The sequence below is a fragment of the Jejuibacter sp. L23 genome, from assembly GCF_050815825.1.
GTDB classification, from domain to species: Bacteria; Pseudomonadota; Gammaproteobacteria; order Enterobacterales; family Enterobacteriaceae; genus Jejubacter; species Jejubacter calystegiae.
In genome coordinates this window covers 481,730-508,457 of record NZ_CP138199.1, presented here as the reverse complement: position 1 = coordinate 508,457, position 26,728 = coordinate 481,730, and the positions used below count along the sequence as shown (strand labels likewise).

General features: G+C 55.6%; 24 protein-coding genes, 1 tRNA gene and 1 pseudogene. 16 read left to right on the top strand and 10 right to left on the bottom strand.

Annotated features, from left to right (window positions below):
- Positions 1–14: 14 nt before the first annotated feature.
- On the bottom strand, positions 15–1,181 hold the full coding sequence (locus SCU88_RS02315) for an anaerobic sulfatase maturase (protein ID WP_175341573.1): 1,167 nt from the start codon (positions 1,179–1,181) through the stop codon (positions 15–17).
- Positions 1,182–1,582: 401 nt separating this feature from the next.
- On the bottom strand, positions 1,583–2,560 hold the full coding sequence (gene epmA / locus SCU88_RS02310) for an elongation factor P--(R)-beta-lysine ligase (protein ID WP_175341574.1): 978 nt from the start codon (positions 2,558–2,560) through the stop codon (positions 1,583–1,585).
- A 317-nt stretch (positions 2,561–2,877) separates the two neighbouring features.
- Here epmA and frdA point away from each other — a divergent pair, with 317 nt between their 5' ends.
- From frdA to frdD, 4 genes are read left to right on the top strand one after another with little or no spacing between them, the layout of a single operon-like run.
- Complete coding sequence (frdA, locus tag SCU88_RS02305) at positions 2,878–4,668, top strand: fumarate reductase (quinol) flavoprotein subunit (protein WP_175341575.1); 1,791 nt, start codon at positions 2,878–2,880, stop codon at positions 4,666–4,668.
- Positions 4,661–5,395 (top strand): succinate dehydrogenase/fumarate reductase iron-sulfur subunit, encoded by a 735-nt coding sequence (locus tag SCU88_RS02300; RefSeq protein WP_175341576.1) that lies wholly within the window; start codon positions 4,661–4,663, stop codon positions 5,393–5,395. Before frdA ends, SCU88_RS02300 begins: the two co-directional genes overlap by 8 nt.
- A gap of 10 nt (positions 5,396–5,405) precedes the next feature.
- Positions 5,406–5,801: a fumarate reductase subunit FrdC gene (gene frdC / locus SCU88_RS02295; protein ID WP_175341577.1), complete on the top strand. Its 396-nt coding sequence runs from the start codon at positions 5,406–5,408 to the stop codon at positions 5,799–5,801.
- Between the two features lie 10 nt (positions 5,802–5,811).
- Entirely contained in the window at positions 5,812–6,171 is a 360-nt protein-coding gene (frdD, locus tag SCU88_RS02290; protein WP_138095440.1) for a fumarate reductase subunit FrdD, read from the top strand.
- 216 nt (positions 6,172–6,387) lie between these two features.
- Here the strand turns inward: frdD and SCU88_RS02285 are convergent.
- A pseudogene (locus SCU88_RS02285) lies at positions 6,388–6,843 on the bottom strand (IS3 family transposase); the annotation flags it as partial.
- 558 nt (positions 6,844–7,401) lie between these two features.
- On the opposite strand from SCU88_RS02285, the gene SCU88_RS02280 reads away from it, so the two are divergent.
- On the top strand, positions 7,402–10,341 hold the full coding sequence (locus SCU88_RS02280; RefSeq protein ID WP_175341578.1) for an autotransporter outer membrane beta-barrel domain-containing protein: 2,940 nt from the start codon (positions 7,402–7,404) through the stop codon (positions 10,339–10,341).
- Between the two features lie 125 nt (positions 10,342–10,466).
- On the opposite strand, the gene SCU88_RS02275 is transcribed toward SCU88_RS02280, so the two are convergent.
- The 3 genes from SCU88_RS02275 to efp form a co-directional block, all read right to left on the bottom strand.
- Positions 10,467–10,613, bottom strand: coding sequence for an entericidin A/B family lipoprotein (locus SCU88_RS02275; protein WP_138095439.1), 147 nt, complete (start codon positions 10,611–10,613; stop codon positions 10,467–10,469).
- Between the two features lie 98 nt (positions 10,614–10,711).
- Entirely contained in the window at positions 10,712–10,843 is a 132-nt protein-coding gene (locus SCU88_RS02270) for an entericidin A/B family lipoprotein (RefSeq protein ID WP_421805418.1), read from the bottom strand.
- Between the two features lie 65 nt (positions 10,844–10,908).
- Entirely contained in the window at positions 10,909–11,475 is a 567-nt protein-coding gene (gene efp / locus SCU88_RS02265) for an elongation factor P (protein ID WP_138095437.1), read from the bottom strand.
- A gap of 43 nt (positions 11,476–11,518) precedes the next feature.
- Between efp and epmB the strand changes: the two genes are divergently transcribed.
- The 5 genes from epmB to SCU88_RS02240 all read left to right on the top strand — a co-directional run bounded on the left by epmB (position 11,519) and on the right by SCU88_RS02240 (position 17,188).
- A complete protein-coding gene (gene epmB, locus SCU88_RS02260; RefSeq protein WP_175341579.1) occupies positions 11,519–12,541 on the top strand; it encodes an EF-P beta-lysylation protein EpmB in 1,023 nt (340 codons plus the stop codon).
- 199 nt (positions 12,542–12,740) lie between these two features.
- Entirely contained in the window at positions 12,741–14,294 is a 1,554-nt protein-coding gene (locus SCU88_RS02255) for a lactate permease LctP family transporter (protein ID WP_175341580.1), read from the top strand.
- A 48-nt stretch (positions 14,295–14,342) separates the two neighbouring features.
- Positions 14,343–15,062 (top strand): heterodisulfide reductase-related iron-sulfur binding cluster, encoded by a 720-nt coding sequence (locus SCU88_RS02250; RefSeq protein WP_175341581.1) that lies wholly within the window; start codon positions 14,343–14,345, stop codon positions 15,060–15,062.
- A gap of 9 nt (positions 15,063–15,071) precedes the next feature.
- Positions 15,072–16,493: a LutB/LldF family L-lactate oxidation iron-sulfur protein gene (locus SCU88_RS02245; RefSeq protein ID WP_175341582.1), complete on the top strand. Its 1,422-nt coding sequence runs from the start codon at positions 15,072–15,074 to the stop codon at positions 16,491–16,493.
- Complete coding sequence (locus SCU88_RS02240; RefSeq protein WP_175341583.1) at positions 16,493–17,188, top strand: LUD domain-containing protein; 696 nt, start codon at positions 16,493–16,495, stop codon at positions 17,186–17,188. Before SCU88_RS02245 ends, SCU88_RS02240 begins: the two co-directional genes overlap by 1 nt.
- Positions 17,189–17,262: 74 nt before the next feature.
- On the opposite strand, the gene SCU88_RS02235 is transcribed toward SCU88_RS02240, so the two are convergent.
- The 4 genes from SCU88_RS02235 to SCU88_RS02220 all read right to left on the bottom strand — a co-directional run bounded on the left by SCU88_RS02235 (position 17,263) and on the right by SCU88_RS02220 (position 20,406).
- Entirely contained in the window at positions 17,263–17,616 is a 354-nt protein-coding gene (locus tag SCU88_RS02235; protein WP_138095431.1) for a DUF4156 domain-containing protein, read from the bottom strand.
- A gap of 182 nt (positions 17,617–17,798) precedes the next feature.
- Positions 17,799–19,445, bottom strand: coding sequence for a chaperonin GroEL (groL, locus tag SCU88_RS02230; protein ID WP_138095430.1), 1,647 nt, complete (start codon positions 19,443–19,445; stop codon positions 17,799–17,801).
- 49 nt (positions 19,446–19,494) lie between these two features.
- Positions 19,495–19,788 (bottom strand): co-chaperone GroES, encoded by a 294-nt coding sequence (locus SCU88_RS02225; RefSeq protein ID WP_138095429.1) that lies wholly within the window; start codon positions 19,786–19,788, stop codon positions 19,495–19,497.
- A gap of 135 nt (positions 19,789–19,923) precedes the next feature.
- Positions 19,924–20,406, bottom strand: a complete 483-nt coding sequence (locus tag SCU88_RS02220) for an FxsA family protein (RefSeq protein WP_175341584.1) — start codon at positions 20,404–20,406, stop codon at positions 19,924–19,926.
- Positions 20,407–20,748: 342 nt separating this feature from the next.
- On the opposite strand from SCU88_RS02220, the gene aspA reads away from it, so the two are divergent.
- From aspA to SCU88_RS02190, 6 genes are all read left to right on the top strand, one after another.
- Positions 20,749–22,185 (top strand): aspartate ammonia-lyase, encoded by a 1,437-nt coding sequence (gene aspA, locus SCU88_RS02215; RefSeq protein ID WP_175341585.1) that lies wholly within the window; start codon positions 20,749–20,751, stop codon positions 22,183–22,185.
- A gap of 117 nt (positions 22,186–22,302) precedes the next feature.
- Positions 22,303–23,604, top strand: a complete 1,302-nt coding sequence (locus SCU88_RS02210; protein WP_138095426.1) for an anaerobic C4-dicarboxylate transporter — start codon at positions 22,303–22,305, stop codon at positions 23,602–23,604.
- 101 nt (positions 23,605–23,705) lie between these two features.
- A complete protein-coding gene (gene cutA, locus SCU88_RS02205) occupies positions 23,706–24,029 on the top strand; it encodes a divalent cation tolerance protein CutA (RefSeq protein ID WP_138095425.1) in 324 nt (107 codons plus the stop codon).
- Complete coding sequence (locus SCU88_RS02200; protein ID WP_175341586.1) at positions 24,005–25,711, top strand: protein-disulfide reductase DsbD; 1,707 nt, start codon at positions 24,005–24,007, stop codon at positions 25,709–25,711. Before cutA ends, SCU88_RS02200 begins: the two co-directional genes overlap by 25 nt.
- 72 nt (positions 25,712–25,783) lie before the next feature.
- Positions 25,784–26,359: a transcriptional regulator gene (locus tag SCU88_RS02195; RefSeq protein WP_175341587.1), complete on the top strand. Its 576-nt coding sequence runs from the start codon at positions 25,784–25,786 to the stop codon at positions 26,357–26,359.
- 107 nt (positions 26,360–26,466) lie between these two features.
- Positions 26,467–26,542 (top strand) — tRNA-Phe (locus SCU88_RS02190).
- The last annotated feature ends 186 nt before the right edge of the window (positions 26,543–26,728 follow it).

The window sequence follows — 26,728 nt, the reverse complement described above, 5'->3', positions numbered from 1 at the left end:
GAACTGACCGGCGCTTACAGCGTGGCCCGCCAGGCATTGAACCCCGCCATATCACGCGGCCAGCGCCGCAGCGGAGTGACTAACTCGTTGAAGAAACGGAAATACCCGGCACAGAGCGCGTTCTGACCGCGAGCGTCAAGATGAGCGGGACATCCTCCCTGGCACAGGATACGCACGCTGCATCGCTGACACTCCGGCCGCGTGCTCTTACGATGCCCGAAAGGCAGCCGGGTGGAGGCCTCCACCATGTCGGCCAGGGGGGTATCGCCGTTCAGGTTTCCCAGGCGGTGCTTATCATCAATCAGGTGGTCGCAGGCGTAGATCTGCCCATCCTGTTCCAGTACCAGGTTGGTGCCGCAGCGTGCCGAATGGACGCATACCGGACTGACGCCGGTGAAATACTGCGCCAGGGCGTGTTCGATATTCATCACGAAAACCCGGCCGATATCACGCCGCTTCTTCCAGCGCCGCAGAATGGTCACCATAAAGCGTCCCCACCCCTCGGCACTTAGCTGGTAACCCTGGTCTACAGCATCGCCTTCCGCCATCAGCGGCTGAAACTGAAGCAAACGCGCGCCCAGTCCCACCAGGTGGTCGTAGATCTCTCTTGCCCGCTCCACCACGCCGTTATGCACCACCACCAGCACATTGAACTCCACACCATGCTGTTGCAGCAGGCGCACACCGCGCAGCGCATCCTGATAGCTGCCGTTGCCACGCTTATCGGGGCGATGGCTATTCTGTAACGTTGCGTCGCCATCCAGACTGACGCCAATAATGAAGCCATACTGGCGAAACAGCTGGCACCAGGCTTCCGTCACCAGGGTAGCGTTGGTTTGCAGGCTGTTGCTGACCGTAACGCCCGGCGGGGTATGCCGCTGCTGTAACGCCAGCGCCCGCTTGTAAAAACCAATTCCGGCCATCAACGGCTCTCCCCCCTGCCAGACGAAGTTAATCTCCTTTACGCCCGGAGGCTGAGCCGCAATATATTGACGAATAAAGGTTTCCAGCACCTCATCATCTATTTTTCCCGGCGGCGTATCGCGCTGCGGATAGTAGCAATAGCGACAGGCCAGATTACAGGAGGGACCAACGGGCTTAATCAGCAGATGAAAAGGAACGGCGGCGCGCGGCACCATCCGAACAGGAATCTGGTGCTGACGCAGGGTCGAAATATTCATAGCGAGCGTCCCTTTTATTTATGGCGGCTCCACAGATTATCCGGCGCAAAAGCGTCAGTTCTCCGTTAACCAGCAAAGGAATAAAATATGGTTCTCAGAAAATACTAAGAAAAGAAAGTACCGTGAACCCTAAAACAAATAAAGCCGATACAGAATATGATTCAATAATTGTGACCTGCACAACGTTCATTAGGCTAAAAACAGCCATTAAAATATAACCCTATGTCAGCAAAGGACTATTTTTAACAGGGATAATCGAAGAATAACGTATAAGCTAGCGACAAAAATGTATAACGCATTTTCATATAAAATAATGCATTTAGTTCTGGAAATAAAATAGCGCCGCAGTTTCATATATTAAACCATGGCGCCATTAATAATGGTAATAATAGTATCGCGAATCAGGCGCGATCGACCGTAAAGGCAATCACCTCGCTCAGACTTTCTGCCCCCAGCGCCAGCATAATCAGACGATCGACCCCCAGCGCTACGCCGGAACAGTCGGGCATCCCCGCTTCCAGGGCCGCCAGCAGGTTGTTATCTATCGGCTGCTGCGGCAGTCCCATTGCGGCGCGCTTGCGATTATCCTGCAGAAAGCGCTGATGCTGCTCTTTCGCATCGGTCAACTCGTGGAAGCCATTCGCCAGCTCCACGCCTTTAAAATAAACCTCAAAGCGCTCCGCCACCCGGTGATCTTCAGAGCTGATCTGGGCCAGCGCCGCCTGGCTGGCGGGGAAATGGTAAATAAAGGTCGGTCGCTCTTTGCCGATATTCGGTTCCACCCCGGTGACAAACAGCAGCTGTAGCAGGGTATCGCGATCCTCTTCTGTATCAGCCACATTGCTCACATCGAGCCGCGCCGCCACTTCACGCAGTTGTGTCTTATCCGCCGACAGCGGATCCACTTCCAGATAGCGCTGAAACGCCTGCTGGTAGGAGAGCGTTTCGGCGGCTTCGCATTCCAGAATCTGTTGCAGCAGGTCGTCGACTTCGTTCATCAACCGGTACATGTCATAACAGGGGCGGTACCACTCCAGCATGGTGAATTCCGGGTTGTGATAGCGACCCATCTCTTCATTACGGAAGCTACGGCAGATCTGATAAACCGGCCCACAGCCTGCCGCCAGCAGGCGCTTCATATGGTATTCCGGGCTGGTCATCAGCCAGAGGGGCGTCCCCGCAGAATGGCCGGGGCCAATAAGACGGGTTTCAAACGGGAACAGATGGACATCTGTCACCGTGGCCTGACTCATGCAGGGCGTCTCCACCTCCACAACGCCGCGATCGGTAAAAAAGCGTCGGATGTCTGACACCAGTTTCGCGCGTTTCAACAGATTAGGAATCGGGGCGCCAGGCTGCCAGGTGGCCGTCTCGCTCATGGGAACGTCTCCAAAAATAAACCAGCCCGGAAGTCTACTCGCATCTCATGGGCGAAACAAACTTTGGCCAGCTGTTTTCGCGCTTTTTACCCCGGGGGGTTTTTTGGGATCTGCATCATCAAATCCAGTGATAAATCACCCGCGATAACCGCAAAAAAATCGAACACATCAAATTTCCTTATTAACACCCCGGTTATACTACGCTACCCACAAAGGGGCAGGTGAATATGCTGCGACTCATGGCTCCCCGCCACAGTGTGGTCTATACCTTTGGTCAGCAATAGCCTTACGAACGATAAAAATTACGGAGGAATGTCGTGCAAACTTTTCAAGCCGATATCGCCATTATTGGCGCTGGCGGAGCGGGATTGCGAACTGCCATTGCGGCAGCTCAAGCGAACCCCGACGCCAAAATTGCACTGATATCTAAAGTCTATCCCATGCGTAGCCACACCGTGGCAGCCGAAGGCGGTTCCGCCGCGGTGGCTCAGGATCACGACAGTTTTGAATATCACTTTCACGATACCGTCGCCGGTGGTGACTGGCTGTGCGAACAGGATGTTGTCGATTACTTCGTTCATCACTGCCCCACCGAGATGACCCAGTTCGAACAGTGGGGATGCCCCTGGAGCCGTCGCCCGGATGGTTCCGTCAACGTCCGCCGCTTTGGCGGCATGAAGATTGAGCGCACCTGGTTTGCCGCCGATAAAACCGGCTTCCATATGCTGCACACCCTGTTCCAGACCTCACTTCAGTTCCCCCAGATTCAGCGCTTCGACGAACATTTCGTTCTCGACATCCTGGTGGATAACGGCCACGCACGCGGTCTGGTGGCCATGAATATGATGGAAGGCAGCCTGGTGCAGATCCGCGCCAACGCGGTGGTAATGGCGACCGGCGGCGCCGGGCGCGTCTATCGTTACAACACCAACGGCGGTATCGTCACCGGCGACGGGATGGGCATGGCGCTGAGCCACGGCGTGGCGCTGCGCGATATGGAGTTCGTGCAGTATCACCCCACCGGTCTGCCCGGCTCCGGCATCCTGATGACCGAAGGCTGTCGCGGCGAAGGGGGCATCCTGGTCAACAAGGATGGCTATCGCTACCTCCAGGACTACGGTATGGGCCCGGAAACGCCGCTGGGCGAGCCAAAGAACAAATATATGGAGCTGGGCCCGCGCGACAAAGTCTCTCAGGCCTTCTGGCACGAGTGGCGCAAAGGCAACACCATCGCTACGCCGCGCGGCGATGTGGTCTGGCTGGATCTACGTCACCTGGGCGAAAAGAAACTGCTGGAACGCCTGCCGTTTATCTGCGAGCTGGCCAAAGCCTACGTCGGTGTGGATCCGGTCAAAGAGCCGATTCCGGTTCGCCCCACCGCGCACTACACCATGGGCGGTATCGAAACCAACAGCCACTGCGAAACCCAAATCCAGGGGCTGTTTGCCGTGGGCGAATGTTCCTCCGTTGGTCTGCACGGCGCTAACCGCCTGGGCTCCAACTCGCTGGCTGAACTGGTGGTGTTTGGCCGTATGGCGGGTGAACAGGCCATTGAGCGCGCTCGTCAGGCCACGCCCGCCAACGACGCCGCGCTGGAGGCTCAGGTCGCCGATGTCGAACGTCGGCTGAAGGATCTGGTGAACCAGCAGGGTGGAGAAAACTGGTCGAAGATCCGTGACGAAATGGGGCTGAGCATGGAAGAAGGCTGCGGCATCTACCGCACCCCGGAACTGATGCAGAAAACCATCGACAAGCTGGCTGAACTGCAGGAGCGTTTTAAACGCGTCACCATTACCGATAATTCCAGCGTCTTTAATACCGACCTGCTCTACACCATCGAACTGGGACACGGGCTAAACGTCGCCGAATGTATGGCGCATTCCGCCATGGCACGTAAAGAGTCACGCGGCGCCCACCAGCGCCTGGATGAAGGCTGTACCGAGCGCGACGACGTCAACTTCCTGAAGCACACCCTCGCCTTCCGCGAGGCGGATGGCACCACCCGTCTGGCGTACAGCGATGTGAAAATCACCACGCTCCCGCCCGCGAAGCGCGTCTACGGTGCCGAAGCGGAAGCCGCCGAGAAGAAGGAGACGACCAATGGCTGAGATGAAGCAGATGAAAATCGAGGTGGTGCGCTATAACCCGGAAACGGATGACGCACCGCACAGCGCCTGGTATGAGATTCCCTGGGATGAGCAAACCTCCCTGCTGGACGCTCTGGGCTATATCAAAGACAACCTTGCGCCGGACCTGAGCTACCGCTGGTCCTGCCGTATGGCTATCTGCGGCTCCTGCGGCATGATGGTCAACGGCGTGCCAAAACTCGCCTGTAAGACCTTCATGCGTGAATATACCGGCGGCATGAAGGTAGAAGCGCTGGCGAACTTCCCCATCGAGCGCGATCTGGTGGTGGATATGACTCACTTTATCGAAAGCCTGGAGGCGATTAAGCCTTACATTATCGGCAACGCGCGCACGCCGGATCAGGGCCCCAATCGCCAGACTCCGGCGCAAATGGCGAAGTATCACCAGTTTTCCGGCTGTATTAACTGCGGCCTGTGTTATGCCGCCTGCCCGCAGTTTGGTCTGAACCCTGAGTTTATCGGCCCGGCGGCGATTACCCTCGCCCACCGTTATAACCTGGACAGCCGCGATAACGGGCGGAAGGAGCGTATGCCCCAGCTCAACGGCCAGAACGGCGTCTGGAGCTGCACCTTTGTGGGTTTTTGCTCCGAAGTCTGCCCCAAACACGTCGACCCGGCTGCGGCCATTCAGCAGGGCAAGGTGGAAAGTTCGAAAGACTTCCTTATCGCTACCCTGAAACCACGCTAAGGAGTGCAGCATGACCACGAAACGTAAACCTTATGTACGGCCCATGCCGTCCAACTGGTGGAAAAAGCTGGGCTTTTACCGCTTCTATATGCTGCGTGAGGGCACCTCGGTACCCGCCGTCTGGTTCAGTATTGTGCTACTGATTGGTCTGTTTTCGCTGAAAGGCGGTCCGGAATCCTGGGAAAACTTTGTTGGCTTTCTGCGTAATCCGGTCGTTGTGATCCTGAACCTGATCGCTCTGGCCGCCGCGGCTTTGCATACCAAAACCTGGTTCGGGCTGGCGCCTAAAGCTGCCAATATCATTGTGAAGGATGAAAAAATGGGGCCAGAGCCGGTGATTAAGGGACTCTGGGTGGTAACCGCCGTCGTCAGCGTGGTGATTCTGCTGGTCGCTCTATTCTGGTAAGGAGAAAACCGTGATCAATCCTAATCCTAAACGTTCCGACGAGCCGGTCTTCTGGGGCCTGTTTGGCGCTGGCGGCATGTGGAGCGCCATTGTGGCGCCGGTCATCATTCTGCTGGTGGGCATTCTGCTGCCGCTGGGGCTGTTCCCCGGCGATGCGCTGGGCTTTGAGCGGGTTCTGGCCTTTTCCCAGAGCTGGATCGGCCGTATTTTTATCTTCCTGATGATTGTACTGCCGCTGTGGTGCGGCCTGCACCGTATTCACCACGGCATGCACGATCTGAAAATTCACGTACCTTCCGGTAAGTGGGTATTTTACGGCCTGGCAACAATTCTCACCATTGTGACGCTGATTGGCGTTATCTCGATCTAAAATATTAAGGGCCAGCAGCTCTGCTGGCCCACCTTCATATTACGCTATCGTTCACCCGGTTTTCGCAATCACGAACTCAACTTCAGACCAACAGCCCGGATAATTTCGAGTAAACCGGCAATAAAAAGAATAATCCAGGACATAACGGACTCCCATCAGGATCCGGGACCGTCCCCTTTCAATTCAGACGCGCCTGCGGATCGTCCCACAGGGCCAGGTACGTAAGTAGGTGATGTCTCCTGACCATTTCTGGTTCGGGCCACTGGCGTAAAAATCCTGCTTCAACAGGTTCTCTGATACTGGCAGACCATGCTCGCGGTGACTCACCGGGCTGAATTTCCGTGACGTTTTCGCCCCCCTGACGACGCAGGCTGGCTGCCACGGTTTTCACGTTGAAGCGATAACCCTGAGCATGCAGTTCATCGGTCAGGCGCGGTGCGCCGTAGCTTTCAGGCGCTTCGCGAAGTATATCGCGGCCTTTTGGAGGATGGCCAGTTCTTCAGCCTGTTCAGCCAGTTGCCGTTTAAGACGGGCGTTTTCAGCAGCAAGTTCGTTTTCACGTTCAGATGATGCCATTTGCTGCTGCTGTTTGCTTCGCCAGGCATAGCGCTGAGATTCATACAGGCTGAACTGGCGGGCTGCGGCAGAGACGCCGATACGTTCAGCAAGCTTCTACGGATAAAGCACATTAATCTGACTGAGTCGCATTATTTTCTATATCTCACCTGTCTAACTTCTTTTATCAATATTGTTCACCATTTAAAATCACCAGACTAATAAATATCACCAGACATACCAGAAATAACCTATACATTGCTCTGCCACCTTTAATTATTCACCACAACAAGAAACAGACAAATCTATCAATTTCAACATTGACAAAATCTCAACTCACTATATTCACAAAAAAAGATAATTACCCCACCAATACAGAAAAATAAAAAACACAGTTAAGAAAAAACATAACAATCAGAAAGTTCAACAAAAACAACAGCAAAACACATGGTTAAAAAAGAAAAAACACAGGTATAATAATGCCCTCCCCCACCATCAACACAGAAAAACAATCAATTATACTAATGTATCCAGAAACACAGCCCTTATTCACGGCAGCTCAGACTTCTTATAAAAAATTTGACATATAAAAAAAATAAATCATTATACTCCATGCAGAAAAGGAGCTTTGTTTAACGCTGTAAATATCTTATGTAATAGAAACAAGGATGAGTGATGAAAGAAAACCCACTGGCATATTTGTTGCGTTCCCATCTTATTGCATCTTCTTTAATAGCCTCTCCGATGGCAATAGCGGCAGATTACACCAACACGGTTGATTTACCCCACCAGCAACTTACTGTTAATGATAGCGTTGATACTGCAGACGATAACGGAGTCATATCCGGAACCAGCGATACGACCGGCCTGCAAATTAACGGCGGGAAAATAGATATAAGGGTTAATAACGCACCATCATCTGAAGAGGCTGCGGGGCTTAACCTGAGAAACAGTAACGCCAACGCCCATGCGATCGGTTCCGGTTCCGTCATTAATGTAACCAGCGAAAACTCAGCCTACGGTATAGTGGCCACAGACGGCGCCAGAACCAACATCTCAGGGTCGGGCCTCAATATCAGCGTCGTTTCCGATGCCCAGGGCTGCGCTATCTGCAATATCAGCGGAAAGCTTGAACTTGGCGATAACTCAAACATTTATACCTCCAGCGGAGGCAGTGCCTCAAAAGGCATCAGCCTGGCGAATTCCGGTGAACTGACGGCGAATAATCTTCAGCTCACAGCGGAAGGTACCGCGAATGTCATCGGCATTGGCACCTCATCGGCATCCGATAGCAGCAACAGGATAGACCTGGGCAACGGCGGGAAAATTGTCGTCAAAAGTAACGGATCTGGCACTTCTGCCGGTATTTATGTCAGCAATGCAGCAAATATTATCGCCGATGGGCTAACCATAGAAACCAGTAACGCAAACGGGATTCAGGTTCATGAGGGTGCGGCGAACATCAATCTGGGCAATAACTCTTCGATCGTTAACAAGAATAATAGTGCCATCTGGTTGAACGACGATAACGCCGTTCTACGGGCCAATGCATTAACCATCCATTCCTCCGGGGAGAACGCCGAAGCCGTGACGATCAACAAGGGGACGGTGATCATTTCAGGAAACAGTACGATAACCTCTGAAAATTACCGCGGCGTCGTAGCTGCCGGTAGTTTTATGGGTCAGTCTACCGGTGGAAAGGCCTTTATCAGCGACTCGAGCATTACCGCCGGGTTTATTGCCGCCTATGCGTTAGGCCAGGGGGCCGAGATAAATCTGGAGCGGGTCGACGCGCGCAGCACCTATACCGGCACGACCAACACGGGTTTCGGCCTGTGGGCGGCAACCTCCGGTGTGATAAACGCTACCGATACCTCCGTGACCGCTAACGACAGTGATGCTATCCGGGCCTTTAACGGTGGAATAGTGAATCTGGCCGGTACCACGCAAATTAGCGGCGCCAATAACGCGATGAATGCCTATATGTCATCGGCCAAAATTCAGGGCAGCGGCATGATGTTGATCGACGGTAATCTTACCGCCCGCAATACCGGCGTTATCGATCTCAATATGTCCTCAGGCTCCATTCTGAACGGCCGAAGCACCCTTAGCGACGCCAACGGCGTGATTAACCTGACAATGACCGACAGTCGCTGGAATATGACGGACTCCTCCACGCTCACATCGCTTAACCCCGATAACAACTCCGTTGTGGATTTCAGCCATTCGCCGACCTTCAGCACGCTCGAAACCCGCGATCTGAGCGGTAGCGGCCTGTTCATTATGCGCTCTGCCCTGGTCGAGGGCGAAGGCGACAGGCTTTCGGTCACCGGTACCACCCGCGGCGACCACCGGCTCTCCGTAACCAATAACGGCAGTGCCGCGACCAATGGCAGCGAGGTTCTCACCATGGTCGATACCGCCGATGGCGGCGGTAACTTCGCGCTCACCCACCAGGTGGAGCTGGGCGGATATCTCTACGATCTGCGTCAGCAGGGCAATAACTGGGAGCTCTACGCGGCCGGCACCACGCCTCCTCCGTCACCACAGCCGGAGCCCGTACCTGAACCCGAACCGACACCAGCCCCCGAGCCTGCACCGACCCCCGAGCCTGCACCGACCCCCGAGCCTGAATCGAAACCCAATCCAGAACCAGCGCCAACGCCCGCACCAAAACCAGAGCCTGGCCCGGCGCCCATTACCCCGGCCGCTGACGCTTCAGCCAGCCTTCTCAATGTCGGCTATCTGATGAACTTCGCCGAACTTCAGACCCTCATGCAGCGTGTGGGACAATTACGCAACGGCAGCGGAGAGCATAACTTCTGGCTGCGCGGATTTGGCGGTAATTTCCGCTCTTTCAGTGGCGGCAAACTCAGCGGTTTCAATATGAACTATCGCGGTATGCAGATGGGTATCGACAAACAGTGGAATCATGCTGATGGCCTCTCCTGGCTGGGGCTTGCCGTTGGGACCACCCATTCCGATCAGGACTATCTCCATGGCGATGGCGGAATGAAAAACCACAATCTGGCGCTGTATGCAGGATATATGCACGACGATGGCTTTTATTTTGACGGCGTGGTGAAATTCAACCATCTGCGCGATCACATCAGCGTCACCGATACGGCCGGCAATAACGTTAAAGGGACGGGAAAATCTAACGGCCTTAGCCTGTCAGGCGAAACGGGCTGGCGTTTATATTTCTCCGGAACCAGAAACGGTCTCTACCTGGAGCCCCAGACGCAATTCGTTCTCACCCGTCAGGGAGACAGCCGAATCGCTAACAGCAACGGCCTGAAGGTAGATCTCGGCAGTTATACTTCTCTCATTGGCCGGGCCGACGCCCAGTTTGGCTACCAGGTAGGGGAAGGCAGCGCCACCCCAGTTAATTTCTACGTCAAGAGTAGCTATCTGCGAGAGTTCGACGGCGATACTAACTACCGCCTTAATGGCAACAAAGAGAAACACAGCTTTAAAGGCGGCTGGTGGTCCAATGGGGTGGGAGCGAACGTTAATGTCGCCGAACGCCACAATCTCTATTTCGATATGGAACGACTGACCGGCGAGCGCTTTAACAGTTATCAGATTAACGGAGGCTACCGCTACAGCTTCTGATGTCATACCGCCGCCACGACACAGAGGTAAGTCGTGGCGACAACGAACGGTCAGAGCTCTGGCCGTTCGTGAATCGACTCGTCAGCGACAGATATGAACGCGCCTGTCCCTGAATTCGCCATGGGTCAGTTCTGCGCCCGATCTGCCGCATTACTGATAGCAGAACCCCCTCGCTGCACATCCTCGCCAATGCCCCGGGTAGTATTACAACCGGCCAGCAGCGAAGAGAGCACCACCAGAGAAAAGAGTGCCGCAACAACTTTTTTGACCATAATAAGGTTCCTTCTATTGCCAGTATCGTGGGTGTACCGCTACTAACAGAATAGCCAAAAATCCGCTGCTGGAGCGGTATAAAAAAGTGTGGGGAAAATCAGTTTGTTGCGCGTTGAATGGCGCCACCCAGATGCTGGACGTCCTCGCCAAAGCCGCGGAACGTATTGCAGCCGCTCAGCAGGGCGCTGGCGACAAGAAGAGGGAGCAGAAATCGAGTCAGACGGTTCATCATCCATGCCTTTTGCAAGCGGCGGCGTGATGTGCACACCACGCCGCAACGAATCTGCGTAATAATTACTTCACGCGAGAAACGTACTCACCGGTGCGGGTGTCAACTTTGACCACTTCGCCAATCTGTACGAACAGCGGTACTTTTACCACAGCGCCGGTGCTAAGGGTAGCCGGTTTACCGCCGGTACCTGCGGTGTCGCCCTTCAGGCCGGGATCGGTATCCACGATTTCCAGCTCAACGAAGTTCGGCGGGGTGACGGAGATCGGCTGACCGTTCCACAGCGTCACAATACATTCAGCCTGGTCCAGCAGCCATTTCGCGTTATCGCCCACGGCTTTAGCATCGGCAGCCAGCTGCTCGAAGGTGTCGTTGTTCATGAAGTGCCAGAACTCACCGTCGTTGTAGAGGTAAGTCAGGGTCATATCCATGACATCTGCGCCTTCTGCGGAGTCAGTGGATTTAAAGGTTTTTTCAACGCGGGTGCCGGTCAGCAGGCGGCGCAGCTTCACGCGAGCAAAGGCCTGGCCCTTACCCGGTTTAACGAACTCACTGGACTCAACCGCGTACGGCTCTCCGTCCAACATGATTTTAAGACCGCCGCGAAAATCGTTGCTATAGTACGTTGCCATGAAAGGCCCTCTGAAATATGTTAACTGGTAGCTAGCCAAAAAAATGGCACACATTGTAACCCCAAACACCCCCTCCCGAGAAGATTGGTTATTACAACTTGCCGATGTAATCACCGATCCGGAGGAACTTCTGCATCTTTTAAATGTAGACCCGGATGAGGTCCTGCGGGCAGGATATGACGCCCGGCGACTGTTCGCCCTGCGCGTTCCGCGCGCGTTTGCCGCCCGCATGGAGAAAGGCAATCCGCACGATCCGCTGCTGCGCCAGGTCCTGACCGCCCGCGAAGAGTTTATCGAAGCCCCGGGCTTTAGCACCGATCCGCTGGAAGAGCAGCACAGCGTGGTACCGGGGCTACTGCATAAATATCGCAATCGCGCCCTGCTGATGGTGAAGGGAGGCTGCGCCGTCAACTGCCGCTACTGCTTCCGCCGTCATTTTCCCTATGCTGAAAATCCGGGGAATAAACGCAGCTGGCAGGCGGCTGTCGATTATATCGCCCAACGCCCGGAACTGGATGAGATTATCTTTTCCGGCGGCGATCCGCTGATGGCGCGCGACGCGGAGCTGGCCTGGCTTATCGAACGGCTGGCGGCGATCCCGCATCTTAAGCGATTGCGTATCCACAGCCGCCTGCCGATTGTAATTCCGGCGCGCATTACCGACATGCTGACTGAACTGCTGGGCGGCACTCGCCTGCAGGTCCTGCTGGTCAACCATATCAATCACGCCAGAGAGATCGATGACGATTTTCGCGTCGCGATGGCACGCCTGAAGCGAGTCGGCGTCACGCTACTGAACCAGAGCGTTCTGCTACGCGGCGTCAACGACAGCGCGTCAGCCTTGGCAGAGCTGAGCAATGCGCTGTTCGACGCCGGTGTGATGCCTTACTACCTTCATGTACTCGACAAGGTTCAGGGCGCAGCCCACTTTATGGTGGATGACGAAACTGCGCGACGCATTGTACGTGAACTCCTGACCCGGGTTTCCGGTTATCTGGTTCCCCGACTCACCCGGGAGATCGGCGGAGAACCCAGTAAAACCCCGCTCGATCTGCACCTTCCCTGACGCCCTTCCCGGCCAGCGGCCGGGATATTTCCCCCTCCAGTTTGATACCAACAAAATTTTAACTTTTGATGCGATATTTTAGACAATTGTCGCTAATTTGATCTGAGTCCGTAAAAATGAATTAACAAAAAGTTATACAAATAGAGCATCTAACCGTCCGTGGTTAAGGAAAACTTCTGTACCCAAAGGAAGAATAACAATGAACGACTACCTGCTGTTCCTGCTGGGCGTCTTCCCGTTGCTGGTGATGATCGTCCTGATTCTGAAAGTAAAAACCCCCATCCACTACGCTGTGCTAATCACCCTGGCCATCACTCTGGCCTTTGCCTGGCTGTTCTGGGATACCCCGCTCCAAACTCTGGGCTCCGCTGTAGGCTATGGTATCGGTAAAGGGCTGTGGCCGATTGTCATCGTGATTTTGGGCGCGATTTACAGCTATAACCTGATGATAAAAACCGGCGGCATGACGGTTCTGAAAGATGTCCTCGCCAGTATCAGCGACGACAAACGTATCCAGGTGCTGCTCATCTCCTGGTGTTTCGGCGGCTTTCTGGAAGCCGCTGCCGGTTACGGTACCGCGGTGGCAATCCCTATCGGTATTCTGATCGCCCTCGGTTTTAATCCGCTGAAAGCGGCTGTCGCTTCACTGGTCGCCAACACCGTGCCCACCGCGTTTGGCGCTGTGGGCATTCCGGTGTCGATTCTGGCGGAACAGGCCAATCTGCCGGTCACTACCCTGAGCGGCGTGGTGATCGTCCAGCTGGCGTTGTTCAATATTCTGCTGCCCTTTGTGATTGTCGCCATCATCGGCGGCGGCATTAAGGCCATTCGCGGCGTGTTTCTGATTACCCTGTTATGCGGCATCACCACCCTGATTCCTCAGTATATTGTGGCGATCAACCTGGGTGCCGAACTGCCCGCTTTCGCCGGTAGCCTGGTAAGCCTGATCGTGGTAGTCATTATGGCGAAGAGCCGTAAAGCCCCCTCCGAACCCGCCTGGCGTATTGAAACTGCTGGCGAGTCTCAGGGGCTGCACTACTCCGGCCCCCAGATTTTGCGGGCCTGTACCATCTACATCCTGATCTTTGTCTTTATTATGCTGTGCTCGCCGCTGTTCCCGGGGCTTAAAGCCAGCGTGTCGCAACTGGCCAGCACCTTCCACTTCCCGCTGGCGCATGGCAGTTCTCTACCGCTGAAAATCGAATGGATTGCCACGCCAGGCGTGCTGATTATTATCGCCTCGCTGCTGGGCGGCATTATTCAGGGCGCCTCTGTGCCTACCCTGTTTAGCGTCTTTTTCAGTACCGTGAAGCAGCTTAAAAACTCCATTATCGCCATTACTGCCATCGTGGCGATGGCAACTGTGATGGACATCAGCGGCCTTATCGCTTCGATGGCGCATACTATGGTGGATGTTACCGGCGGCGCTTACCTGTTTATCGCCCCCGTGATCGGGGCAGTCGGCACCTTTGTGACCGGCAGCGACACCAATGCCAACGTGCTGTTCGGCAAGCTTCAGGTTATGGCCGCCGACAAACTGCATGTCGATCCCAACTGGCTGGCGGCGGCCAACACCGCGGGCGCCACGGGCGGAAAGATGATTTCCCCACAGAGCATCGCTATTGCCGTCTCCGCCACTCGTATGGAGGGTCAGGGCGACAAGATTATGTCCGGCACCCTTAAGTACTGCTGTGCCTATATCGTCGGTCTGGGCCTTATAGTAGGTCTGGGCTGGTATCTGGTTATGGCCTGAATCTACTAAAAAATAAGAGAAAATTGCGTTAGCAATGGGAGAAATGTCGTGAATGTTAACTTTTTTGTCACCTGTATCGGTGACGCCCTGAAGTCGCGCATGGCGCGCGACTCGGTCCTGCTGCTGGAGCAGTTGGGCTGCAACGTCAACTTCCCGGAAAAGCAGGGCTGCTGCGGGCAGCCAGCCATCAACGGCGGTTACATTGAAGATGCCATCCCAGGGATGAAAACGCTGATTGCCGCACTGGAAGAGAACGACGATCCCATTATCTCCCCCGCCGGCTCCTGTACCTATGCCATTAAAAGCTACGCCGAATGGCTGTCTGGCGAGCCGGAGTGGGCCGAGCGCGCGCAGCGCGTCGCCGATCGTATGTTCGATCTGACCACCTTTATCGTCAAGGAGCTAGGCGTCACCAGTGTGGGCGCCCGACTGCCCGGTAAAGCGGTCTATCACCCCTCCTGCAGCCTGTTTCGTAAAATGGGCGTGAAAGATGAGCCCCTGACCCTGCTGAATCACGTTGAGGGACTGGAACTGCTGCCGTTTGACGCCCAGGAAACCTGCTGCGGCTTTGGCGGTACCTTCTCAGTCAAGATGGCGGCGATCTCCGGCGAAATGGTTAAAGAGAAGGTCTCCCACATGATGGAAGTACAGCCCGATTACCTGATCGGCGCTGACGTCAGCTGTCTGATCAACATCGGCGGTCGTATGCAGCGTGAAGGCCAGCCGGTTAAAGTGATGCACATTGCTGAAGTTCTGATGAGCCGTTAAGGAGACGCTATGTACCTGAAAACCAGCGATCTCAACTTTAAAGATCGCATCCGCGAAGAGATTAACGATCCCATCATGCGTCACGCAGTGGCCAGGGCTCAGGAGACCATCGGCGCCAATCGCCAGAAGATGGTGGACGAACTCGGGCATTGGGAGGAATGGCGCGAACGGGCAGAGCAGATTCGCAATCACGTGCTGGAAAACCTGGACGCTTACCTGTATCAGCTTTCCGAAAAAGTCACCGCCAACGGCGGCCAGGTGTTTTTCGCCAGCACCAAAGAAGAAGCGACCGACTATATCGTTAAGGTCGCCCGGGCGCAGAACGCGCGCAAGGTGGTGAAGGCGAAATCGATGGTCACCGAAGAGATCGGCATGAACCATGCGCTGAACGAGGCGGGCGTCGACGTACTGGAAACCGATCTGGCGGAATATATCCTGCAACTGGACAAGGATGCGCCATCGCACATCGTGGTGCCCGCCATTCATAAAGATCGCCAGCAGATCCGCCGCGTACTGCATGAAAAGCTGGGCTATGACGGCCCGGACACGCCGGAAGCGATGACGCTGTTTATCCGCCACAAGATCCGCGAAGATTTTCTGAGCGCCGATATCGGCGTCACCGGCTGTAACTTTGCCGTGGCCGAAACCGGCTCGATCTGCCTGGTCACCAATGAAGGCAACGCGCGCATGTCCACCACCCTGCCGAAGACCCATATCGCGGTGATGGGGATGGAGCGTATCGCCCCCACCTTCAAAGAGGTGGATGTGCTGATCGCCATGCTGGCGCGCAGCGCGGTCGGCGCCCGTCTGACGGGCTACAACACCTGGCTGACCGGCCCCCGGGAAGCGGGCCACGTCGACGGCCCGGAAAACTTCCACCTGGTGATCGTCGATAATGGTCGTTCTAAGGCGCTGGGTACCCAGTTCCAGGACATTCTGCGCTGCATTCGCTGCGGCGCCTGTATGAATACCTGCCCGGCCTATCGCCATATTGGCGGCCACGGCTACGGTTCCATCTATCCCGGCCCGGTCGGCGCGGTTATTTCACCGCTGCTGGGCGGCTACGAGGACTTTAAGGATCTCCCCTACGCCTGCTCGCTGTGTACCGCCTGCGACAGCGTCTGCCCGGTGAAAATCCCGCTCTCTAAGCTTATCCTGCGCCATCGCCGCGTGATGGCAGAAGGCGGTATGACGCCAAAAGCCGAACAGCGCGCCACCCGGATGTTCACCATGGCCAACAGCCACCCCGGCCTGTGGAAAGTAGGGATGGTGGCCGGTGCCAAAGCGGCGAGCTGGTTTATTAAGGGCGGCAAAGCGCCGATTAATTCCGGCGTTATCGGCGACTGGACCGAGGCGAGGGACCTTCCGGAAGCAGACGGCGAAAGCTTCCGCAGTTGGTTTAAGAAACACAAAAAACAGGGGAATAAATAATGGAAAATCGCGATGCTTTTCTGGCGAATATCGCCCGCCAGCTCGGGCGCGAAGTTCGCACCACGCCGGAAGCGCCCCCTGAACCGGTCAATGACTATGCCACCACGCGTCTGACGGAGCTGGATGCCCGGCAACGCTGCGATGCGTTTATTGCCTTCGCCTCCGGGGCCATGCTGGTCAGCTGTGAAATGACCAGTGAAAGCGAAGTGGCCGATGCGGCACTGCGCCTGTGCGAAGAGTACGGCGGCGCGCCGGTGGTGGTCAGCGGCGACGAGCGCCTGAAAACGCTGGGTGTCACGCAACGTTTGACTAACGCGCTGCATGCCGATATCTGGGATCCCGCCGTAGGCGAACAGAATATCCAGCGGGCGGAACAGGCGAAGGTCGGCGTGGTCTATGCCGAATACGGGCTCACCGAATCCGGCGGCGTGGTGCTGTTTTCCGCGCCGGAACGTGGGCGCTCCATCAGCCTGCTGCCGGAATCCTCTGTCTTTATTCTGCGCAAGAGCACCATTCTGCCAAGGGTGGCGCAGTTGGCGGAAACGCTGCATCAGCGGGCGATACAGGGCGAGCGGATGCCCTCCTGCATCAATCTGATTAGCGGCCCCAGCTCTACGGCGGATATTGAGCTGATTAAGGTGGTGGGCGTTCACGGCCCGGTTAACGCAGCTTATCTGATTATTGACGACTGCTGATCTCTGGAGTGACGCCAAAAAAATCTAAGGCCATGCATCGCATGGCCTCTTTGTTGGTCAGCATCATCCAAAAATCAGTTCGGGCACTTATAGACCTGGCCGGCCATCGTGCTGGCGGTGGGCACAAAGCTGGAAAGCAGGTTTTGATCCGGGCTGCTGACGCCATAGAGTACGTTCCCCCCCATAACCGCGGCCTGATTGCGCAGGTCGTTAGCCGCGCTGCGCATAGAGCCGCCCTCGCCGCCTCCGGGGCCGGATAGCCAGTTGCTCTGCTCACCCGTTGCGGTACCCAGCAGCTGACACTCGCTGCCCGGCTGCTCCTGAACAAAGCGGACGCTCTCACCAGCCGTGGACAGCGACTTGCTGCTGCTACAGCCTGCCAGCAGCAGTGCCGCCACAACCATTCCTGCTGAAAGTTTTACGCGCATGTTTTTCCTCATTATTCAATAATCAGACACTGGCTGTCGGTATGTCCTTATACCACGCTCTGTTACAAAATTATACACAGCGCCCCGGGCGGTGGTGGTTACAGTGACGGCGCCCATAAAAAAACCCCCGGCCAGGGCCAGGGGGTTTTTATCACACACGGATTTTGCGCAATAAGCGCGGCTTACATCATGCCGCCCATACCGCCCATGCCACCCATGCCGCCAGCTGCGCCTAAGTCAGCTTTGTCTTCTTTCGGCAGGTCGGTCACCATGCACTCGGTGGTGATCATCAGACCAGCAACAGAGGAAGCGTACTGCAGCGCAGAACGGGTCACTTTGGTCGGATCCAGGATACCGAAGTCGATCATGTTACCGTACTCTTCGGTCGCTGCGTTGTAACCGTAGTTACCGTCGCCCGCTTTCACGTTGTTAGCAACCACAGACGGCTCTTCGCCAGCGTTGGAAACGATCTGACGCAGCGGAGCTTCCATTGCGCGCAGAGCGACTTTGATACCCACGTTCTGCTCTTCGTTCTGACCCGTCAGGCCAGCAAGCTTCGCAGCTACGCGCACCAGCGCCACGCCGCCGCCAGCAACCACGCCTTCTTCTACCGCTGCGCGGGTTGCGTGCAGGGCATCTTCAACGCGGGCTTTCTTCTCTTTCATTTCAACTTCAGTCGCTGCGCCAACTTTGATAACGGCTACGCCGCCAGCCAGTTTAGCCACGCGCTCCTGCAGTTTTTCACGATCGTAGTCAGAGGTGGCTTCTTCGATCTGCTGACGAATCTGGGTAACACGCCCCTGAATCGCCGCTTCTTCACCAGTACCGTCGATGATGGTGGTGGTGTCTTTGTTGATAGCAACGCGTTTTGCCTGACCCAGATCTTCCAGAGTCGCTTTTTCCAGCTCCATACCGATCTCTTCAGAGATTACGGTACCGCCGGTCAGAACAGCGATATCCTGCAGCATGGCTTTACGGCGATCGCCGAAGCCCGGCGCCTTAACGGCAGCCACTTTCACGATGCCACGCATGGTGTTAACCACCAGGGTCGCCAGCGCTTCGCCTTCAACATCTTCAGCAACGATCAGCAGCGGCTTGCCAGCTTTAGCAACGGCTTCCAGCAGCGGCAGCAGTTCGCGGATGTTGGAGATTTTCTTGTCAGCCAGCAGGATGAACGGGTTTTCCAGTTCAACGGTACCGGTTTCCGGCTTGTTGATGAAGTACGGAGACAGGTAGCCACGGTCGAACTGCATACCTTCAACCACGTCCAGTTCGTCCTGCAGACCGGTGCCTTCTTCAACGGTGATAACACCTTCTTTGCCCACTTTTTCCATCGCTTCGGCAATCAGCTTGCCGACAGTCTCGTCGGAGTTAGCGGAGATGGTGCCTACCTGAGCAATGGCTTTGGAGTCAGAGCAAGGTACGGACAGCGCTTTCAGCTCTTCAACCGCGGCGATAACGGCTTTATCGATACCGCGCTTCAGATCCATCGGGTTCATGCCCGCAGCAACGGCTTTCAGGCCTTCGCTAACGATAGACTGCGCCAGTACGGTCGCGGTGGTGGTACCGTCGCCTGCAGCGTCGTTCGCTTTAGAGGCCACTTCTTTCACCATCTGCGCGCCCATGTTTTCGAACTTGTCTTCCAGTTCGATCTCACGCGCAACAGAAACACCATCTTTGGTGATGGTCGGCGCACCGAAGGACTTGTCCAGCACGACGTTACGGCCTTTCGGGCCCAGAGTGACTTTTACTGCGTCTGCCAGTACGTTAACGCCGCGCAGCATTTTGGTGCGGGCGTCATTACCGAATTTTACGTCTTTAGCTGCCATATGTTCTTTCCCTTAAATTCGTACGTTCTTAGTTACTTCACGTGTGAGATTAAGCTTCAACAATCGCCAGAATGTCGCTTTCGGACATGATCAGAACTTCTTCGTTGTCGATCTTTTCAGCTTTAACACCGTAGCCATCGTTGAAAATCACGATGTCGCCGACTTTCACGTCCAGCGGCTTCACTTCGCCATTTTCAAGGATGCGGCCATTGCCTACAGCCAGCACTTCGCCACGGGTGGATTTACCCGCCGCAGAGCCGGTAAGAACGATGCCGCCAGCAGATTTGGATTCGACTTCTTTACGCTTGACGATCACACGATCATGCAATGGACGAATTTTCATTGATAGCTCTCCTATGAGAAAGTCCGTATCAGTTTAGGGTTACGCCAGAGCCGTTATCGTCTCTGGCTTGTGACGAGAGAGATGGGGATCTCCCAATTCCCCTTCAAGGGGGAAAATGAAAATTTTTTTGTTTTTTTATCGCTCGTCGCGATCGCGCTCTTCCAGCGACTTCGGCGATTCATCTTTGCGCCGGAACTCCCCGTCGAAGGTCTGGCCCCCGCCAGCCCCAGGTCCCTGACCGAAACCGCCGCCAGGCATACGGGTAAAACGCAGATGGGGAAGCAGCCGCACCGTCAGCAGTTTCTGCACTGGCGGCAGCAGCAGCAGTAATCCCAGAAAATCGGTAAAGAAGCCTGGCAGCAGCAGCAAGATACCGGCGATAATCAGCGATACGCTCTTAATCATTTCTGCTGCCGGATTCTCTCCTTCCGACATTTTCTGCTGCATCAGAATAAAGTTTTTAAACCCCTGATTACGCACCAGCGACATGCCAATCACCGATGTAAAGATCACCAGCACCAGGGTTAACAGCACCCCTATCACATGGGCGACCTGAATAAAGATGGACATCTCTATGTAGACGTAGAGGAAGATGGCGATTAAAGGTATCCAGCGCACCCGCAGCTCCTGTAAGTGGCGGCGGTCGCGATAGCGCGACCGCGGAAAAAATGGGCCCTGAAGGCATTAGCAAGAGATGGCGACGCCTTAGTCAAAAATCAATCCTCCGTCTGTCGATTTTTACGCTAAATTTTCAGGCAGTGATATGACTCACATATTAGGAAATCTGATGAAGCGGCACCCATAATAAGTGATCCAGCTTACGGCTTTTTGGCCGAAGCAGCATATGATCATGGCAACCTGGTCGTATATGGAAATAATCATCGGCCAAATAGCTCTATAACCACAGATCCTGTATGAGTTCTTAACAATTCATCCTGCAGCTTGCATAAGAAGGTTCACATGTTAAACAACATTCGTATCGAAGAAGATTTGTTGGGTACCAGGGAAGTTCCGGCAGAGGCCTACTACGGTATCCATACTCTGAGAGCGATTGAAAACTTCTATATCAGTAACAACAAAATCAGTGATATCCCTGAGTTTGTGCGCGGTATGGTCATGGTCAAAAAGGCCGCCGCGCTGGCGAACAAAGAGTTGCAGACCATTCCGCGCAGCGTCGCCGACAGCATTATTGCCGCCTGCGATGAAGTGCTGAACAACGGTAAGTGCATGGATCAGTTCCCGGTGGATGTCTATCAGGGCGGCGCCGGTACTTCCGTAAACATGAACACCAATGAAGTGTTAGCCAACATCGGCCTGGAGCTGATGGGGCATCAGAAGGGGGAGTATCAGTACCTCAACCCCAACGACCATGTGAACAAATGCCAGTCTACCAACGACGCCTATCCCACCGGCTTCCGTATCGCAGTCTATACCTCCATCGTGAAACTGGTCGATGCCATCAACCAACTGGGCGAAGGCTTCCAGCGTAAAGGCGTTGAATTCGAAGGCGTGCTGAAAATGGGCCGCACCCAGTTGCAGGACGCTGTTCCCATGACCCTGGGGCAGGAGTTCCATGCCTTCCGGGTTCTGCTGAATGAAGAGACCAAAAACCTGCTGCGTACCGCAGAGCTACTGCTCGAGGTAAACCTGGGCGCTACCGCTATCGGTACCCGCCTCAACACCCCGGACGGCTATCAGCAACTGGCGGTGCAAAGGCTGGCCGAAGTCAGCAATCTGCCGGTGGTACCGGCCGAAGACCTGATCGAGGCCACCTCCGACTGCGGCGCCTACGTTATGGTGCACAGCTCCCTGAAGCGTCTGGCGGTGAAGCTTTCCAAGATCTGTAACGACCTGCGCCTGCTCTCTTCCGGACCGCGTGCGGGCCTGAACGAAATCAATCTACCGGAACTGCAGGCGGGCTCCTCCATTATGCCGGCCAAGGTCAACCCGGTGGTGCCGGAAGTGGTCAACCAGGTCTGCTTTAAGGTCATCGGCAACGACACCACTGTCACTATGGCGTCGGAAGCCGGTCAACTGCAGCTGAACGTCATGGAGCCGGTGATTGGTCAGGCGCTGTTCGAATCCATCCATATTCTGACTAATGCCTGCTACAATCTGCTGGAAAAAACCGTGAATGGCATTACTGCGAATAAAGAGGTGTGCGAGAGCTATGTCTACAACTCTATCGGCATCGTCACCTATCTGAATCCGTATATTGGCCATCACAATGGCGATATTGTCGGGAAAATCTGTGCCGAAACCGGTAAGAGCGTGCGTGAAGTGGTGCTGGAGCGCGGTCTGCTGAGTGAGGCGGAGCTGGACGATATCTTCTCGGTGCAGAATCTGATGCACCCCGCTTATAAAGCCAAACGCTATACCGATGAAAGCGAACAATAAAACTAAACCAGGTTAGCAATCAAAGGCACGTCCATCGCGACGTGCCTTTTTTCTTTTATGCTTCTACGAATACACAACAATTTATTTTCAACTTAGCAATCTTGTAAGGAAACCATCATGTTTGGTGCTGAACTTGTCATCGTTTTGCTGGCTATCTATCTGGGAGCCAGACTCGGCGGTATCGGGATCGGCTTTGCCGGTGGTCTGGGAGTACTGGTGTTAACGTTACTCTTTCAGGTCGACCCGGGAGCCATTCCCTTTGACGTTATTGAGATTATTATGGCGGTCATCGCCGCTATCGCCGCCATGCAGGTGGCCGGCGGTATGGACTATCTGGTGAGCCTTGCCGAACGTCTGCTACGCCGTCATCCGAAGTACATTACCTTTATCGCCCCGCTGGTGACCTGGTTTATGACCATCCTGGCTGGCACCGGCCATACCGCGTTTTCCACCATGCCGGTAATTACCGAAGTGGCGAAGGAGCAGGGCATCCGCCCCTCTCGCCCGCTTTCCATCGCCGTGGTCGCCTCACAGATTGCGATTACCGCATCGCCAATCTCCGCCGCCGTGGTGTTCTTTGCCGGAATCCTGGAGCCGCTGGGCGTCAGCTACCTGACCCTGCTCGGTATCTGCATTCCGGTCACCCTGGTGGCCGTGATGCTGACTGCCGTGGTCTGTAACTTCCTGGGCTGCGAGCTGAAAGACGATCCGGTCTATCAGGAACGACTGGCCAAAGGCGAAGTCACCCTGCGCGGCAGCAAGGTGTTTGAACTGAAGCCCCACGCCCGCCGTTCGGTGCTACTGTTCCTGGTAGGCATTGTCGCGGTGATGTTCTACGCCACCGCCATCAGCGACACGGTGGGGCTTATCAGCAACCCGGTTCTGCCGCGTAACGAGGCCATCGTGGTCTTTATGCTGACCATCGCCACCCTGATCTGCATCACCTGTAAAGTGGATACCGGCGAAATCCTCAATGCCGCGACCTTTAAATCCGGGATGAGCGCTTGCGTCTGCGTGCTGGGCGTGGCCTGGCTGGGCGACACCTTTGTAAAGCACCATATCGGCGATATTCAGGAAGTTGCCGGCGAACTGTTGCATAACTACCCGTGGCTGCTGGCGGTGGTCCTGTTCTTCGCTGCGACCCTGCTCTACTCCCAGGCCGCCACCACCAAGGCACTGATGCCTGCCGCGCTGATGCTGGGCGTCACCCCGCTGACGGCTATCGCCTCTTTTGCCGCCGTTTCCGCACTGTTTGTTCTGCCTACCTACCCCACTCTGCTGGCGGCGGTAGAAATGGACGATACCGGTTCTACCCGCATCGGCAAATATGTCTTTAACCACTCTTTCCTGCTCCCCGGAGTTATCGCCATCGCGCTGTGCGTGATTCTGGGCTTCCTTGTCGGTGGTCTGGTCCTCTGAGGCTCCACGCCCCCTTCCTGTTTAAGGGGGCGATTTACTCATTTTGTAACCCAACCGCCGTGATATAGTCTGCTGACGACTTGCTGATACGGAGGTTTGCCATGACCACGCCCGATGCCGTTGTTATCCTTTGCACCGCCCCCGATGAATCCGCCGCGCAGGAGCTGGCCTCTTACATACTGGGAGAAAAGCTCGCCGCCTGTGTGACGCTACTGCCCGGCGCAACCTCGCTATATCACTGGCAGGGAAAGCTGGAGCAGGAATACGAGGTGCAAATGCTGATTAAAAGCGACAAAGCCCACGTGGATGAACTCCTTATCAGTCTGAAACGCAACCACCCCTATGACACGCCGGAACTACTGGTTTTGCCCGTCATACAAGGAGATAGTGAGTACCTGTCATGGCTCTACGCCTCTTTACGTTAATCGTTTTACTCTTCACCAGCTCAGCCTTTGCCGGGTTATTTAACCACCAGGGACAGAGCCAGTTTGTGCCGGTGGATCGCGCATTCGCCTTCGATTTTCAGCAGAACGGCCGCGCCCTGGCGCTGCAGTGGCAGGTGAAGCCGGGTTATTACCTCTATCGCCAGCAGATCAAACTGGTGCCGGAAGGCGCCGAACTGGCAACCTTTACCCTGCCGCAGGGCAAATGGCACGAGGATGAATTTTACGGCAAGAGCCAAATCTTCCCGGATAATCTGAGTCTGGCGCTGTCGATAAAACAGGCCGGTCCTGGAGCCAGTTTACGCGTAACCTACCAGGGCTGCGCCGAGGCGGGCTTCTGCTATCCGCCAGAAACGAAAACCGTGCCGTTAAGCGCCGTTGCGACATCAAGCGGAGGCGAGAGCAAACAGGCGGTTCAGACAGCCCCGACTGCCGACCCAGCCCCCGCGCCCGCCCTGCCTTTCTCCACGCTCTGGGCGCTGCTGATTGGCATTGGTGTGGCCTTCACCCCCTGCGTACTGCCGATGTATCCGCTGATTTCCGGCATTGTGCTGGGCGGGCGCCAGCGCCTTTCCACTGGCAGGGCGCTGCTGTTGGCCTTTATTTACGTACAGGGCATGGCGCTGACCTATACCGCACTGGGTCTGGTGGTGGCCGCCGCCGGTCTGCAGTTCCAGGCGGCGCTTCAGCATCCTTACGTGCTGATTGGCCTTTCTGTCATCTTCGGGTTGCTGGCGCTGTCGATGTTCGGGGTATTTTCACTGCAACTGCCCTCGTCACTCCAAACCCGACTGACGCTGATGAGCAATCGTCAGCGGGGAGGCTCGCTGGCGGGGGTCTTTGTGATGGGCGCCATCGCCGGGCTTATCTGCTCCCCCTGCACCACCGCACCGCTGAGCGCCATTCTGCTCTATATCGCCCAAAGCGGCGATATGCTACTGGGCGGCGTCACCCTCTGGCTCTACGCCCTGGGTATGGGGCTGCCGCTGATTCTGGTGGCGGTGTTCGGCAACCGTCTGCTGCCTAAAAGCGGCCCGTGGATGGAAAATGTTAAGGTGGCCTTCGGCTTCGTGATTCTGGCGCTGCCGGTCTTTCTGCTGGAGCGAATTGTGGGCGAGCCCTGGGGCATCCGGATGTGGAGCGCCCTGGGCGTCGCCTTCTTCGGTTGGGCCTTTATTGCCAGCCTGAAGGCCAAAATGCGCTGGCTGCCGCTGCTGCAAATTCTGCTACTGGGGGCTGCGCTCATTGGCGCCCGACCGCTCCAGGACTGGGCCTTCGGCACGGTTCAAAGCACGCAGCAGTCGCACCTGAACTTTACCCGTATCGCAAGCGTAGAGGATCTCGACCAGGCGCTGGCCCAGGCCCAGGGAAAACCGGTGATGCTGGATCTCTACGCCGACTGGTGCGTGGCCTGTAAAGAGTTCGAAAAGTACACCTTCAGCGACCCTCAGGTTCAGCAGGCGCTGGAGAACAGCGTGCTGTTACAGGCGGATGTCACCGCCAACGGCCCGCGTGATGTGGCCCTGCTAAAACGGCTTAAGGTATTGGGGTTACCGACGATTCTGTTCTTTAATAAGGAAGGAGAGGAACAACCTCAGGCGCGCGTAACCGGATTTATGGATGCCGAACGCTTCCACAACCATTTGCAGAATAGCCTTAAGTAAACAACACTCAGGCTGTGCCCCGTTGCGATTTATTCGCGCACAGCCTGACAAGGGAACAATGAGGAGACAACCGTGCAACGCGAAGAAGTGTTAGAGCAGGCCCTGCATCTGCTGGAGCGGGAGGGACTTGCCAGCACCACACTGGAAATGGTGGCCGCAGAGGTCAGCTACTCACCCGACGAGCTCCGCCATTTCTGGCCCGATCGGGAGGCACTGCTCTATGATGCCCTGCGCTACCACAGTCAGCAGATTGAAGCCTGGCGCCGCCAGTTAATTCACGACGAAACCCAAAGCCCGCAGCAGAAACTACTGGGCCGCTACGATGCGCTCACCGAATTTGTAGGCAACCAGCGCTATCCCGGCTGCCTGTTTATTGCCGCCTGTAGCGTGTTTCCGGACGCCGACCACCCCATCCACCAACTGGCCATCGAACAGAAACAGGCGGCGTGGAATTATACCCACGAGCTACTGACGATGCTGGAAGTGGACGATCCGGATATGGTGGCAAAACAGATGGAGCTGGTGCTGGAAGGCTGCCTCAGCCGGCTGCTGGTACACCGCAGCCAGCAGGACGTGGATACCGCCCGCCGACTGGCGGAAGATATCCTGCGTCTGGCCCAATGCCGCACCGCGGGCGCCCTGACCTGATATTTGCCGTTGATTGCCTGAAAAGCAGGCAATCAACGCTGTTAACAGCATTTTTTCCCGAAAAGCCGTTGACGATGGTCACCCTTTAAGGTTTAATGCGCCCCGTTGCCCGGATAGCTCAGTCGGTAGAGCAGCGGATTGAAAATCCGCGTGTCCCTGGTTCGATTCCGGGTCCGGGCACCAATTAACAAATTTGCATCAAAGCACGCTGGTTAAGGATTGAGAGCCTTAACGGGCGGTAAATGCAGGGGCCGGTCATACGAAATAGCCTCCGGTGTTATCTGAACCTGAGCACTGGTTGATGATTCGGACTTGTTCCCTCAAGTCAGGGAGTCTGCTGTCACAGGCTCCCTGCTCTCGATCACCCTG